Here is a 14,323-nt window from a genome sequence, read left to right as displayed (position 1 = left end):
TCAAATGAGAGATTTATAAGGAGGAGCCAAAAAATAAGAAAGGCCCGTCGATAGGTTCGACAGGCGCTTATTCAATCATGTGTAACGCGTTACATATTTATCCTTTTTCGACAAAAACCAAATCATATTGAGATGAAGTCTCTCGATCGATCATCAAGTTCCCTTCTTGAATAAAATAAGGACATATACTCGGGCTTTGTGATTCTTCAAACTGCTCATACAACTGCTCAATCTTTCCAGGGAGCAGTAAAAGCAAAAATTTATTAGAATGGGAAACGAATTCATAAGAATGAATCGTATCCGGCGGTATATAGGCAAAATCACCCGGCATCAGGCAAATATCCTCTCCGTTCAATTGAAGGTTCATTTTTCCTTCAACGCAATAGAGTGCTTCTGTATGTACTTGATGATAATGTGGAGGAAAATACTTTCCCTTCGCGCCTTCAATCACAAAATGGCTGAACCCGCCTCCAGTTGTTTCTGTTGTTGCGATCAGCTCATGAAGCTGACCATCCACGATATATTGCTTCCCTTCACCAGCCTCTAATACATAGGGCTGCACCGCCTGAGGGAGCTGACTATGAAATAAAACGGAGGGCTTGGTTGTATTTGATAGCTGCCGGATACCATGCATCAATATGAGATCGCTTTCTTTTTCAGCTTGTTCAAAGCTGGCTGCATCGAAAGCATGATCAGTCATCAGCCATTCGTTCTGCTGAAGCCTCTTCCCAATTTGCTGATAGACATCTGTCATTTGTCCGCCCAACGTATATGAAATAAACCTTGTTTTGTGACTATGCATTCTGTAGCCATGAATCGTTTTAGGCGGGATATGAATATAATCGAAGGCTGTGACCATATATTTTTTACCGTCCAGTATCACTTCAAGCTTTCCTTCCAGCACGAAAATGGTTTCAAATAAGTGCTCATGACAATGAAGTGGAAAATAAGCCCCTTTCCCACCTGTGATTAAGACAAGCTCAAACAGCTGATTCGTTTGATTTGCTTCTGCCAGCACATGAACAAGCTGATTTTCAAGCCCATACAGCTTCCCTGAACCAGACACGGTATAAAAATAGGTATCTTCGGATTGCTTGATTGATTGCGGTTGCTCCGACATCCCATCACTCCTCATGACTAATTGACTATCTTTATTATATAGACCAATTGATATAATAGATAGACAATATGCGAGAGATTTTACTCTTCTCGCATAAATAAGTGTCTAAGGTAACACTTTACGTGTTCTAACGGGGTCGTTTGTTTGAGTGCTGTGGTCATCGATAGACCCCCAATCACCATTGAATGAAGGAGAGAAGCCAGCTCATCCGCTTTGTTTTCTTCATATCCGCTGTTCATTAGCTTTTCTTTCACAAGCTCTTGCCAGCGGATCATTTCTTGTTTGCATGCAGCATGAAGCTGCGTATGTTCTGGCTTGGATTCTGCCGCCAGCAAGACAATCGGAATCCCTCTTTCACTTTCTTGCTCCATAAATCCCCGAATGATGTTTGTCATAAAACGGTCGATGGCGATATAAGGGTCATCCGAATAGGCAAAACTTTCTTCAATTCGATCGATGACCTTTTGACTAATATATTCAACGGCTGCTATGGCTAGCTCTTCTTTTCCGTTTGGAAAGTAATAATAAAGAGATCCTTTAGGCGTGCCGCTCTCTCTAATGATTTGATTCAATCCTGTCGCATGATACCCCTGTTTTCGTAAAAGAAGTGCAGCCGTTTGAATGATTCTGTCCTTCGTACTCACGTGTGACACTCCTTTCCCTCCATAGACAAATGTCGTTTCAACGTATGATTTGATTTGTTCCTTTCCAAATCGAGGATGTCTCCATTTCTGCTGCAAGCCGAAGCAGCCAGTCCTCTTTTCCCTTTGGTGCTGTCACCTGTACCCCTAAAGGCATGCCCGCTTCAGTGAGATGAACAGGAACACTCATAGAAGGCTGACCCGTTAAGTTGGCAAGCTGTGTAAATGGTGTGTAGGTCAGACTCTTTAAGAACATGTCATAAATGAGATCCTGCTGCGCTTGCATTGAGAGGGATGACACACGTAAAAGTTCAGTGATTTCCTCTTTCGAATGCATCAGCTCACCAATTCTTGGAGCTGAATAGGCAGTAGCTGGTGTCACAAAAAGATCGTACGTTTGATGAAATGATGCCATTTGTGCAGCCGCCATATCCCACGCATCAAGACTTTCTGTATAAGCAGCAGCGGTCACATTCTTGCCAGCCTCCGCCAGCACCCATGCGACGATGTCCGTTTCCTCCGGATTGACTGGACGTCCTAATGAACGAGCCAAGGACGTGAATAATGCAGACATTTCTCCGCTGTTCATGACGTAGTATTGCTGCATCAGATGGATCCCGTCAATTGCCGGCTTCGCTTCTTCTACTTGGTGCCCTTGGTCACTCAGCCATTTCACTGTTTGCTGAACCGCCTGCTTCGCTTCCTCACTAACCTTCGTACCTACTGGAGATTCTATACTGTAAGCAATTCGCATAGAAGATGTACGTTTCACTAGATCTTCTTGATAGCTGCCGTCGTATAACGGCGTTTGGAAAGCCGCTTCAGGCTGAATGACTTGAAGCAGATCAAGAAGGGCTGCACTGTCCCGCACTGTTTTTGTGAGTGTAAAATCAATGGAAGCCCCTTGCCACTGCCTTCCTGCGCCTGGTCCTACTGGCGTTCTTCCTCTCGTTGGCTTGAGACCGAACAAACCTGTAAAGGATGCTGGAATCCGAATGGACCCACCGCCATCACTTGCTCCACCAGCCGGTACGATGCCGCTTGCAACAGCTGCTGCCGTCCCGCCGCTTGAACCGCCAGGGGAATAGTCAGGATGCCAAGGGTTCCTCGTTGGACCATGTAAAGAAGGTTCTGTTACATTCCTTAAACCGAATTCTGGTGTGTTTGTATGCCCCATCATGAGAAATCCAGCCTGCTTCAATCGATGGACAAAGTGGGAGTCCGTTTTTGCCTTTACATCCTTTAACAATGCAGCACCTGCTGTCAGCGGTTCATTCTCCATCCCTTGCGATATATTTTTCAGTACAAATGGAACGCCCGCAAACGGCTGATTCGTATGTAATGTCTTGATTTCTTTTAATACTTGATCTTGTCTTGTCTGAATCACCGCATTTAGTTCAGGATTGACCTCATTCAATCTAGCAAATGCAGCCTGTACAAGCTCGTCTGGCGTTACCTGCTTATTCCGTACAAGTGCTGCCAAGCCAGTCGCATCATACGTCATATACTCTTTTACGTTCATCAGCATGTCCTACTTTCTCTTATTATGATCTCTCTATTGTCTACTAGATTTGTATGAATTTCAATTTCAGGTTACTTGTAAAAAAACTTTCTGACAAACAATATGATTCTTCTAACCATCCTTCTCATTTCTCCGATATAATAGAGAAAAAAAGACGGAGGTCATCGTATGCAAGGGGCTATCGCCTTGAAAAAGAAAATCGTCGTAGTCATCGCGTTTCTTCTTGCGTTGACAACTGCCTTGCCTTACCATTCGCAGGCAGCTGCACCGCCAAAAGAAACAGATGTCATTATCGTCTATAAAAACCAAAAAGGAAAGCAAACGGCTATTGAAGAAAGTGAAAAAGTGAACGCACAGTACATACATCTTCCCGCTGTCGCTGTGACAGCAGATGAACAAGCCGTCACTTCACTCAAAAAAGACCCAAACATTGCATATGTGTCAAAAAACGTAAAGGTCAAACTCGCTTCTTCTACCATGAAAAAAACTGCTGCCGCTACGAATCAGGATGCATTGGTTCAAAAATCTTACAACCTGCAAAAGCTGAATGTAAAGAAAGCGATCAAAGAAGGCGTCACAGGTAAAAATGTGAAAGTAGCCGTTTTAGATACTGGTATTTTTCCACATGAGGATTTAAAGGTATCGGGCGGTAAATCATTTGTGAACTACACATCTTCCTATAAAGATGATGAAGGACACGGCACACATGTCGCGGGCACGATTGGTGCGATCAATAACGATTACGGCACAGTCGGCGTCGCTTCTGGCGCGAAGCTGTATGCTGTGAAAGTGTTAGATAAAAAGGGAGAAGGCGACCTGTACAGTCTGCTTCGAGGCATCGATTGGGCCATTAGCAATAAGATGGATATTATGAATTTAAGTCTAGGTTTTGAAGACAATATCCCCATCTTGCGTTCAGCAGTGGATGAAGCATACAAAAAAGGACTGCTTGTGGTCGCTGCAAGCGGAAATGATGGGAAGAAGAATCATATCAGCTACCCTGCCGCTTACAATAGCGTCATTGCTGTTTCCGCAACCACTGACAAAGACAAACTCGCGTCTATCTCAAATACAGGGAAAGGCATCGAATTTTCTGCCCCTGGCGAGAACGTCATCAGCACTTATTTAAAAAATGAATATTGGTATGCAACGGGTACATCACAAGCTGCACCGCATGTCACAGGGATGCTGGCGCTGTTGAAGCAGCTTCATCCGAAGAAAACAAATGCACAGCTTCGCACCTTATTGCGCAGCTATACAGTGGATCTTGGCGCAAAAGGAAAGGATCCACAATTCGGCTATGGCCGCGTGCAATATGTACCGCAATCCACCTTTTTAAAGGCTGCGACCAGCGCTGTCAAAAAAGCCGAAACATCTAAAAAGCAGGCAGATGTCAATCAAGCCAAAACGAGAATTGGCCGACTCACTGCAAGTAAACAAAAAACAGCACTCACCGAACGGGTGAAAAAGGTACAAGGAACCATTGATATCCGTTCCGCACGTTCAAAGGTTCAAACAGCCGAAAAAAACAAAACACAAGGCGCCATTAAAAGCGCCCAAACGGCTATCAAAAAGCTAAACAAAGGCAAAGAAAAAACAAGCCTGCAAAACCGGCTCGACAAAGTCAAAAAACAGGTCGCCTATCAAAAGAAAGTGACAGACGCCAAACAAAAGGTGAAAAAAGCGGAAGCCAAACGGACAAAGAAAACAAAAGCAGCGGCTCAAACCGCTGTCAAACAGCTAAAAGCTTCCAAAACGAAAACCAACTTACAGAAACGATTAAACCGTATCAAGGTTTGACAGAAAAAAACGATTCCTCGCCTGAAAGGAATCGTTTTTTCTATTTCAACATCGGCTCAAACAAGCTGTGATGATATTTTCCTTCGGCATCTGCCCTCACTTGATCGAGTATGCTTTCTAACGAAGCCATCACACCCTCTAATGCCCGGCGCACTGAACCTTGTTCAAAAGCCGCTAAACTCTCCGGCAATTCATCTTCATCCAACACAAAGAAATGACCATTCGGCAGAACGAGAAGATCAATAATGAGGTCTTCAAATATGACCAGCTGGCCGTTGAACCATGTATTCCCCACAATATTAAAATAAGACCCAAGTTCCTTCCCTTGATCATCCCTCCAGAAGTAAATATTGTAAGGTCGATCCTTCCAATAATAGGCGGTCGTATAGCTCCCTTTTGGAATGGTCAGAGCACCATCACCTGCCCTCATCGTAAACGTGTCTTCGATCTTGTGAAATAGCACAGCCTGCTGCTCCTGTGCGTCTAACAGCTGACAAGTATATTCCACGACCTTCTGATCGTATTTGATTTTTCTCTCGATTACTTCATCCCAACGATCCGCATGTAGCGAAAACAACATGTCACAACTCCCTCTGCATCTAGTTTCTCTCTTTCCAGTATACACCGATTTTTTTTGAAGAAATAAAGGGTTGCTGCATTTACTTATGGAAGACCTATGATGAGATGAAATAAATGAACGGAATCACGATTCTTGAAAACCTTACAGAGCTTGGACAAATCATCCTCTTTTTATGGAACTATGCCTTTTATTGGCGGCTGGTGAAAACGAAGAGAGAACGAAAGCTGTCCCTTTACGAACGCGTGTTAAAATTCTTTGTCATGTTCGGTTTAATTTCGTGGGGGGGGTATCATATTGGGCGCTTGTACTGTGGGCGTAAATTGAAAAAAGGAAGAGCTGTCCCTGAAGGACTTGCTCTTCCTTTTATTACGAGTGAAGTGATGAACCAGCCGGCTGTTCTTTTTGGATAACATATTGATAGCTCTTGACATGCGTCCCATTTTGATTCACAAATTCTTTATCTAGTGCACGCTCAAAGCCCATTCTTTCATATAGACGAATGGCAGCCTGCATTTTATCAGATGTATGAAGATACAGGACATTTTCGCCCCATGATTGCGTAAGTTCAATACTTTTACGTAATAATGACTCTGCAATTCCTTTTCCCCTAACATCGGGATCTACTCCTAAAAACCGGACGATGGCTGATGTAATGCCCATTTCGGGTTTGTCATACGCTTGCTCTGATGACCGGAACATTTGAAGCGTCCCCACGACCTTGCCTTCAAGCTCCGCCACAAGCATCAGCTCCATGTTCGGATTATCTACAGCTGCTGCAAGCGCAGCAGAATAATTTTGCCAGCCTTCCTCTGTAAATTGAGGCTCATACTGTGAATAGGATTTGATTAGTACATGCCTGACCGCTTCATGATCTTCTTTGACTGCTTGACGAATGATCAGCTCTTGCTGCTTCATGTCAGCACCTCCTGTTGTTTATTGCTAGATATACGTATCATGCAAATACTGCATGTCGATGACCTTGTTCTTTTCTCTACTCATTCAATGTAAAGAGTCTCATTCGAAAGATCAATCATTTTGCACGGAATCATCTTTGAAAATTTCCATTGAAAAGGAACGCTTGATTCATTATGCTGTTTTGAGGAAGTATACGAGGAGTGTAGTGATCATATGAGTTCTTTATCTTATCCCCAAGAATCGAAAAAAAATCGATTTCTCCTTGCTGCATTGCTTGGGTCTTTAACAGCCCTTGCACCGCTTGCAATGGATATGTATTTACCTGCTTTGCCTAATATTGCGCGTGATTTTGAAGCAAGCACGGCTTTGTCCCAATTAAGTCTTATGGCTTGTCTTATTGGACTGGCGCTTGGACAGCTGATTGCAGGTCCTATTAGTGATACGATCGGCAGAAGAAAACCGCTGATGATCGGCTTAATCATTTTTATAGCCTCATCACTTTTATGTACGGTGGTCACATCGATTTGGATGTTCATCCTCTTAAGATTGATTCAAGGGCTCGCTGGTTCAGCTGGCATTGTCATTGCACGAGCCATTGTGCGAGATCATTATGAAGGATCAGAAATGACGAAATTCTTTGCACTGCTGATGTTGGTCAACGGAGTTGCTCCGGCAGCGGCACCTATTGTGGGCGGACAGATTTTACGCTTTACAACATGGCAGGGTGTATTTGTTCTACTAGGAATTCTCGGGGCCTTGATGCTGCTGAGATCCATTTTTTCACTACAAGAAAGTTTACCTGTGGAGCGCAGACAGACTGGGGGCTTTCAACAGATTGTTGGTGCCATGAAAATTTTAGCGAGTGATCGTCTCTTTGTTGGGTATGCCCTCTCGCAGGGTCTTGTATTCGCAGCGATGTTTGCCTATATTTCTGGCTCACCGTTTGTGCTCCAGGATCTTTTCCACCTTTCTCCACAAGGATTTAGTGCTGCCTTTGCGGTGAATAGTCTTGGCATCATCACGGCTGGACAAGTATTTGCCCGTGTCGCTGTAAAAATCGGCGAAGAGAAAGTTCTTCGCATTGGATTGCTGACAGCTGCCTTAGGCGGCGTCTCCTTATTTTTGATGATCTCCATTGATGCAGGGTTGTATGGCATTCTCATTCCATTGTTTTTTGTTGTCTCAAGCGTCGGAATTGTCGGTACGTCCGCGCCGTCTCTTGCGATGCAGCATCACGGAGCGCATGCAGGAAGTGCAGCTGCCCTCATCGGGGTGGCACAAATGCTGCTAGGCGCATGCATGACACCTCTTGTCGGACTAGCGGGAAGCCAAACAGCCTTTCCAATGGGCCTGATCATTATGCTTTGTGACCTAGGTGCACTTTGCTGTTATTTCTTCTTTGTGGCCCGAGCAACAAAAAGACCCGCATAAGCGGGTTTTTTTAGTTCATTATAGCGCGTTGCTACCAATTGATGGTGCGGAACACGTTGTTCTCTTTTTTTGTGTGATATGCGTCTGGATCAAAACCTGATAGCCCAAACCCAATCGCCGTTACAATGCCTCCTACAACTGTGAAGATCATGCCCCATTTAAAGCATTGCTTTTTGAATTCATTCACGTTCATATTCTCACGACCTTCTTTCTAAACATTCCCATGAATGCCTTAGTGGTTTGAACAGTCATTTGCACAAATAACTTTGTCAAATACACCGTGGCAATTCCGCATAATAATCCGACACCTAATAGAAGAATACCCACTCCAACCTGCGTCACCACCACATGCAAACCGTCCTGAAAAATAAATGGAGAACCAATGATGCTCCAAAAACCTCCGAGCAGACCAGTGAGCGTCAATGCACCTGTGACGAGCGGAACGCACCAAACCACCATATAGACAGAAAGAATCAGCAGAATGACCGTTGCTAAAATACTTCCCCATAACGGAAAGCCCAAAATGAGAATGGAAAGCCTTGTAGCTTTTTCTCCGAACGTCGGCACCTGAGCAGTTTTGATTCCTTGTTCCTTCATAATCCCCTCAGCGATGATTGAAGGCTGACCCACTTGATGAACAGCTTCCTGTTCGCTATAGCCATCTTCCTGATAATCCTCGATCATTTCATCGTAATATTCGATGAACCGATCACTTTCTTTTTCGCCTAGACGATGCAGGTGCTTCTCTAAGCTGGCTAAAAATTCTTTTTTATTCATTGCCCTGTCCTCCAGAAATAAAGTCGTAAATCGCCATCACTTGATCCCATTCCGCTAAAAACTGCGCCATATGCTCACGGCCGCTATTTGTCATTCGGTAGTACTTTCTTAATCGACTGTTATGTTCCTGGGAATAGGTCTCCACATAGTTGTTTTGCTCTAACCGCTTTAATATCGGATATAATGTCGATTCTGAAATCTCAATACAATGGGACATATCTTTAATAATTTGATAACCATAGGAATCGCCTTTCTTTAATACCGCCAGTACACAGAATTCCAGCAAACCTTTTTTTAATTGTGCATTCATAATTACAACTCCTAACCATTTATACTATACAATACATAGTATAATGTGACAAGAGGTATAGAGCATAAAAAAAGACCCGGTTAAGGTCTTTTCAGGTTTATATATTCACAAATCCTTCTCCGAACACATCACGCACGTCATGGACAACAACGAATGCGTCTCGATCAATTTTCTTGATGATTTTCTTTAGGCGCATGAGCTCTTGCTTTTGAATAACTGCGTAGAGAATCTCCTTCGATTCCTTTGAATAATGACCGCGTCCGTTTAAAATCGTCACGCCTCGATCCAAAGTGTGATTGATTTCTTCAGCAATATCATCTTTGCATGAAGAAATAATCGTTACTGCCTTTTTCGTGTTAAGCCCTTCTATCACGAAGTCCATCACCTTTGTTGCCACGTACAGCATCACAATGGTGAACATTAATTTTTCCGCACCAATAATAAAGTAGGAAGCAAATACGACGATCAGATCAAAGAACAAGATGGCATAGCTCACGTTCCAGTCTAAATACTTGTTGGCAATTCTTCCGAGTATGGCAGAACCCGCCGTTGTACCGCCTGCTCTTAGCACAAGACCAATTCCAATACCGATGATAATTCCTGCGAAAATCGCTCCAATGATCAATTCATGTACATTCACGACCCATGTTGTGGTCAGGTGTAAAAATAGGGAGTTACTTGCGACGGCAACCACAGTATAAATCGTCGTCTTCTTGTCCAAATATTTATACCCCACAAGCAGCAGGATGGCATTAAACACCAGGTTCGTCAGCCATGGTGCAATTTCAAACAAATAATAGAAAATGATGGACAGCCCCGTTACACCGCCTTCACCAAATTCAAGTGGAATGACAAACATGTTCACTGCTGCAGCAAATAAAAAAGAACCAATCAGAATCATAGCCAAATCTTTTACACATTTTTTCAATTTCTTCTTTCCTCCTTTTCTAAGCATATAAAAAACCCTCTTTCTGCACGAAAGAAGACAGTCGTTGGACAAAATAAAAATCAAAAGACAGCGCCTTTTGATGAAGCTTTCTGAAATGAGCCTTTCCATAATATATATCTCTTTTTAGAGGCTGTCAATGACTTGGTTTTCTATTATTTTGACTGCATCTTTATGCACCGAAACCCGCATGTTTTCAAGGTTTTTCCGCGATATCATGCTTTTTCCTCTCCTTGACAAAAACACTTTAGTCATTTAAACTACTGCCTCATATCATATCCATCATTTCCAACTAAAAAGGAGGGTGTTCGATTCCGATGAATCCTATTCAAAGCCGTTTACAGCCTCACGCACCTTTGGTTTTAGACGGTGCACTTGCAACGGAGCTTGAACGAAAGGGATGCGATTTAAACGATCGTTTATGGTCAGCCAAAATACTCATTGAACAGCCAGAATTGATTCAGCAAGTACACTTGGATTACTTCCAAGCCGGAGCTGACTGTGCCACAACAGCGAGCTACCAAACAACGATTGATGGCTTCGCTGAAAAAGGCTATACAAAAGAAGAAGCCATTGAACTAATGAAACGATCTGTCACTTTAGCAAAAGAGGCACGCGATCTTTTTTGGCAGGATGAAGCGCATCGTAAAGGGCGGACAAAACCATTTGTCGCAGGATCTGTGGGGCCATTCGGTGCTTATTTGTCTGATGGTTCAGAATATAAGGGAAATTACGGACTCACGGAGCAGGCACTCATTGATTTTCACAGACCAAGAATTCAGGCATTAGTAGAAGCTGGTGCAGACATTCTTGCATGTGAAACGATCCCTTGTCTGATTGAAGCAACGGCTATCGCAAAGCTGCTGCAAAATGAATTCAGGGGTGTATCTGCTTGGATCACATTCAGCGCAAAGGACGATCTTCACATTAGTGAAGGTGATTTGCTCAGAGAATGTGTACAAGCATTGGAACCTTATGAACAGATCGCTGCTGTTGGTGTAAACTGTACGCCGCCGCAATTTATCTCTTCTCTCATTCAAGAGATGAAAAAGGGGACGAGCAAGCCGATTGTCGTGTATCCAAACTCAGGAGAATTATATGATCCTGAAGAAAAGGTATGGAGCGGGGATACATCTCAGCATACATTTGGTGAATGTGCGCATCAATGGTACAAAGACGGCGCGCATATCATCGGCGGCTGCTGCCGGACGACCCCAGAAGATATCACGGACATCTTAAAACAAACCACATCATAGCACCACGAATCATCACACATACTTCTAAGCAAAAGGGCGGGAAGACATGGAACAAGCAAAAGATCAGTCACAACAATATCAACGAAAAATGACGAGCCGCCACCTGTTCATGCTTTCTCTAGGCGGCGTTATTGGAACAGGGCTCTTTTTAAGCTCTGGGTATACCATCAATCAGGCAGGACCCGCAGGAACGATTCTTGCCTATCTTGTCGGGGCATTAATTGTGTACCTCGTGATGCTCTGTTTAGGCGAGCTGTCTGTCGCAATGCCGGTTACAGGGGCCTTTCATACGTATGCAACAAAATACATTGGACCCGGCACAGGCTATACAGTCGCTTGGCTCTACTGGCTGACATGGACAGTGGCACTCGGTTCGGAATTTACAGCGGCAGGCCTTTTAATGCAGCGCTGGTTCCCAGACACATCGGTTTGGATGTGGAGTGGCGTTTTTGCTCTTCTCATCTTTTTACTCAATGCTTTTACAGTTAAGTTCTTTGCAGAATCGGAATTTTGGTTTTCCAGCATTAAAGTAATGGCTATTATTCTCTTTATTATCCTTGGCGGAGCTGCGATGTTTGGCTTGATTCCATTAAAGGGCGGTGAATCTGCTCCGTTCTTTTCTAACTTCACTGGAGAAGGCGGACTTTTCCCAAACGGCTTTTTACCAATTTTAATGACGATGCTAGCTGTCAATTTCGCTTTTTCAGGTACGGAGTTAATTGGGATTGCTGCGGGTGAAAGCGTCAATCCTGACGAGACCATTCCAAGAGCGATTCGCACAACCGTACTGCGTCTTGTCCTGTTTTTCGTTGGAACGATCGTGGTCTTAGCCGGCTTGATCCCAGTGGAAGAAGCCGGGGTGATCAAAAGTCCATTTGTTGTGGTGTTTGATCGAATCGGGATTCCGTATGCCGCAGATTTCATGAATTTTGTCATTTTGACGGCGATCTTATCTGCCGCAAACTCAGGACTATACGCGTCATCCCGTATGCTCTGGTCTCTTTCTGAGGAACGGACACTGCCTAAGAAACTAGCGAAGCTGACATCAAAAGGAATTCCTTTGAATGCACTGGTTTTAAGTATGATCGGCGGTATTCTTTCTTTGTTATCAAGTGTCATCGCACCCGAAACGGTATACCTTGTCCTTGTTTCGATCTCTGGACTGGCCGTTGTAATCGTGTGGATGGGGATTGCTGCCTCACAGTTTATGTTTCGGAAAAGTTTTTTACAGGAGGGCGGACAGCTCCATGATCTTTCCTTTCGAACCCCGCTCTATCCAGTGGTTCCAATTGCTGCTTTCCTCCTGTGTTTTGCATCTGTCATCGGTATTGCCTTTGATCCAAATCAGCGGATTGCCCTCATCTGCGGCATTCCTTTCATCGCGCTCTGCTATGCTGCCTATTATGTGACAGCTTGGATTCAGAAAAAACGAGAAGAACCTGGTGTATAGCACCAGGTTTTTTAAAAGTATAAACAACTTGACAAAAAAGGATATCGCTAGCAAAAGAAACACACATTGGTATATGATAGAAATCTATGATTTTCAGGATGAACCAAGGGAGTTGTCACTAATATGGAAATGACCATTACAAGAGCATTAAGTGAACTGAAAATGTTAGATAAGAGAATCAACCGAACCGTTGATGAAGCCGTACTTGGTGGATTGATGATCGGGAAACATATACAGCACGGGTTTCAAGATCAAGAAGAAATCGAAAAAAAGGCGAAGGCTGATGACCAATCGATTCAAGCATTAATCAAACGCCGGAATGCCATCAAATCAGCCATTGTTGTGTCGAATGCGACCACAACAATTGATGTAGCGGGTGTCAGCATGACGGTGGCAGAAGCGATTGAACGGAAGACGTCGATCGAATACGATATTCGTTATTTACGGAAATTGAAAAAGGTGTACACAGAACTAGTAGACAAAGCAGAACAAACCAATGAAGATGTGAAAAAGAGGCTCGACCAGCATTTAGAAACCTTGTTTGGGAAAGACGGAAAAACACAAGCGGCTGCCAACCAAGAGATCGTCAAGTCGTTCCTCGCTGAAAATGAGGCAACGATCATCGACCCGCTTCGTCTTCGAGTGAAGATTGAAAAGCTTTCGAACGAAATTGAGGATTTTCAAATGGAAGTTGATTTTTCCTTGTCTGAAAGCAATACACTGACGAAAATACAGATCGATTAATTGATTTTGTTAGTGAGCCGAAAATCGATAGAACTAAACACCTCCGAGGGAAAGGTCATTCCCTCCTCATCTGATCATCTTTGGATGATCCTTGATAAAAGCTCAAAGCTGAATGTTCAAGGATCAACGTTCAAGTGTGAAAGTTCTTATCCATCAAAGCTCAGGATTAAAAGTTAAACGCTCGATCGAATCTGGGAGTAACGGCTGATGAGTGTTTGTTTATCGACTCTTTCGGTTGCCGCCCAGCAGGTTTGCTAACAAAAAGAAAAGGATGTCAAATGAGACATCCTTTTTTCTATGAAAAAAACGACAAGCTCCAGCCAAGTCGTCTCCCTCAGCAAATTAGTTACGTAATGTATATGCCAAATGGTACACACTTGTGACATTTGAAGATAGCTTGATGTCGTTTGAAGTGAACGTCGCCGGAACAATATCGTAGTAATGTGTCGACCAGCCTGCATTATTGTATGTACGGTAGCCTGCACCTGAAGGAACTTGAATCGTTAGTGAAAATTGTCCATTCTCGTCTGTTGTGCCTGTCGCTGTTTGAGCCAATGATTTGATCGCTGCTTCAAAATAAAGCTGGATTGGCTGATTAGCCATCAGATTTCCGCTCGCATCCTTTAATGTTCCTTTAAACGTAGCTGGATAATAAGAGCCCACTCGATATTTACTGCCAGAGCCGTAATTCACCATTCCACTATCTGCTGCTGTGACACTAGTTACTTGTACAGATGCTGGTACTGCTCCTGTTTCCTCTGCATGTGCAAAGGTTGGGAATACGAGAAGCAATGATAGAAAGAAAGCAAACATCATTTTTTTCATCGATAA

16 protein-coding genes are annotated in these 14,323 nt (G+C 43.6%); 6 read left to right on the top strand and 10 right to left on the bottom strand.

What is annotated here, in order from left to right; all coding sequences use genetic code 11:
• Positions 1-97: 97 nt before the first annotated feature.
• The 3 genes from GKC25_RS01450 to GKC25_RS01440 all read right to left on the bottom strand — a co-directional run bounded on the left by GKC25_RS01450 (position 98) and on the right by GKC25_RS01440 (position 3,283).
• Positions 98-1,120: a quercetin 2,3-dioxygenase gene (locus GKC25_RS01450; protein WP_034664300.1), complete on the bottom strand. Its 1,023-nt coding sequence runs from the start codon at positions 1,118-1,120 to the stop codon at positions 98-100.
• An 80-nt stretch (positions 1,121-1,200) separates the two neighbouring features.
• A complete protein-coding gene (locus GKC25_RS01445; RefSeq protein WP_034664477.1) occupies positions 1,201-1,764 on the bottom strand; it encodes a TetR/AcrR family transcriptional regulator in 564 nt (187 codons plus the stop codon).
• 37 nt (positions 1,765-1,801) lie between these two features.
• On the bottom strand, positions 1,802-3,283 hold the full coding sequence (locus GKC25_RS01440; RefSeq protein WP_034664479.1) for an amidase: 1,482 nt from the start codon (positions 3,281-3,283) through the stop codon (positions 1,802-1,804).
• Positions 3,284-3,451: 168 nt separating this feature from the next.
• Between GKC25_RS01440 and GKC25_RS01435 the strand changes: the two genes are divergently transcribed.
• A complete protein-coding gene (locus GKC25_RS01435; protein ID WP_034664303.1) occupies positions 3,452-5,083 on the top strand; it encodes a S8 family peptidase in 1,632 nt (543 codons plus the stop codon).
• A 40-nt stretch (positions 5,084-5,123) separates the two neighbouring features.
• Here the strand turns inward: GKC25_RS01435 and GKC25_RS01430 are convergent, their stop codons facing one another.
• Positions 5,124-5,663: a DUF402 domain-containing protein gene (locus GKC25_RS01430; protein ID WP_080869579.1), complete on the bottom strand. Its 540-nt coding sequence runs from the start codon at positions 5,661-5,663 to the stop codon at positions 5,124-5,126.
• A 113-nt stretch (positions 5,664-5,776) separates the two neighbouring features.
• Here GKC25_RS01430 and GKC25_RS01425 point away from each other — a divergent pair, with 113 nt between their 5' ends.
• Positions 5,777-6,073, top strand: coding sequence for a hypothetical protein (locus GKC25_RS01425; RefSeq protein WP_342689886.1), 297 nt, complete (start codon positions 5,777-5,779; stop codon positions 6,071-6,073).
• Here the strand turns inward: GKC25_RS01425 and GKC25_RS01420 are convergent.
• Positions 6,030-6,578: a GNAT family N-acetyltransferase gene (locus tag GKC25_RS01420; RefSeq protein WP_034664306.1), complete on the bottom strand. Its 549-nt coding sequence runs from the start codon at positions 6,576-6,578 to the stop codon at positions 6,030-6,032. The two genes, GKC25_RS01425 and GKC25_RS01420, sit on opposite strands and share 44 nt — an antisense overlap.
• Positions 6,579-6,791: 213 nt before the next feature.
• Here GKC25_RS01420 and GKC25_RS01415 point away from each other — a divergent pair, with 213 nt between their 5' ends.
• Positions 6,792-8,009, top strand: coding sequence for a multidrug effflux MFS transporter (locus GKC25_RS01415; protein WP_034664307.1), 1,218 nt, complete (start codon positions 6,792-6,794; stop codon positions 8,007-8,009).
• A 31-nt stretch (positions 8,010-8,040) separates the two neighbouring features.
• Here GKC25_RS01415 and GKC25_RS01410 read toward each other — a convergent pair whose 3' ends face one another.
• The 4 genes from GKC25_RS01410 to GKC25_RS01395 form a co-directional block, all read right to left on the bottom strand.
• Complete coding sequence (locus GKC25_RS01410) at positions 8,041-8,202, bottom strand: hypothetical protein (protein WP_164847186.1); 162 nt, start codon at positions 8,200-8,202, stop codon at positions 8,041-8,043.
• A complete protein-coding gene (locus tag GKC25_RS01405) occupies positions 8,199-8,786 on the bottom strand; it encodes a DUF1700 domain-containing protein (protein WP_034664308.1) in 588 nt (195 codons plus the stop codon). The genes GKC25_RS01410 and GKC25_RS01405 overlap by 4 nt, the downstream gene beginning before the upstream one ends.
• A complete protein-coding gene (locus GKC25_RS01400) occupies positions 8,779-9,096 on the bottom strand; it encodes a PadR family transcriptional regulator (protein ID WP_034664309.1) in 318 nt (105 codons plus the stop codon). Before GKC25_RS01400 ends, GKC25_RS01405 begins: the two co-directional genes overlap by 8 nt.
• A 97-nt stretch (positions 9,097-9,193) precedes the next feature.
• A complete protein-coding gene (locus GKC25_RS01395; RefSeq protein WP_034664484.1) occupies positions 9,194-10,024 on the bottom strand; it encodes a YitT family protein in 831 nt (276 codons plus the stop codon).
• A 335-nt stretch (positions 10,025-10,359) separates the two neighbouring features.
• On the opposite strand from GKC25_RS01395, the gene mmuM reads away from it, so the two are divergent.
• The 3 genes from mmuM (at position 10,360) to GKC25_RS01380 (ending at position 13,492) form a co-directional block, all read left to right on the top strand.
• Positions 10,360-11,298 (top strand): homocysteine S-methyltransferase, encoded by a 939-nt coding sequence (gene mmuM / locus GKC25_RS01390; RefSeq protein ID WP_034664310.1) that lies wholly within the window; start codon positions 10,360-10,362, stop codon positions 11,296-11,298.
• Positions 11,299-11,344: 46 nt separating this feature from the next.
• A complete protein-coding gene (gene mmuP / locus GKC25_RS01385) occupies positions 11,345-12,748 on the top strand; it encodes an S-methylmethionine permease (RefSeq protein ID WP_342689885.1) in 1,404 nt (467 codons plus the stop codon).
• A 123-nt stretch (positions 12,749-12,871) separates the two neighbouring features.
• Positions 12,872-13,492, top strand: coding sequence for a hypothetical protein (locus tag GKC25_RS01380; protein WP_106031961.1), 621 nt, complete (start codon positions 12,872-12,874; stop codon positions 13,490-13,492).
• A gap of 342 nt (positions 13,493-13,834) precedes the next feature.
• Here the strand turns inward: GKC25_RS01380 and GKC25_RS01375 are convergent, their stop codons facing one another.
• Entirely contained in the window at positions 13,835-14,317 is a 483-nt protein-coding gene (locus GKC25_RS01375) for an Ig-like domain-containing protein (protein WP_187704308.1), read from the bottom strand.
• Positions 14,318-14,323 lie beyond the last annotated feature (6 nt).

This window comes from Bacillus pumilus (assembly GCF_038738535.1).
In the GTDB taxonomy this organism is placed as follows: Bacteria; Bacillota; Bacilli; order Bacillales; family Bacillaceae; genus Bacillus.
The sequence above is the reverse complement of the archived record's forward strand: the minus strand, read 5'-3'. Positions and strand labels throughout refer to the sequence as shown.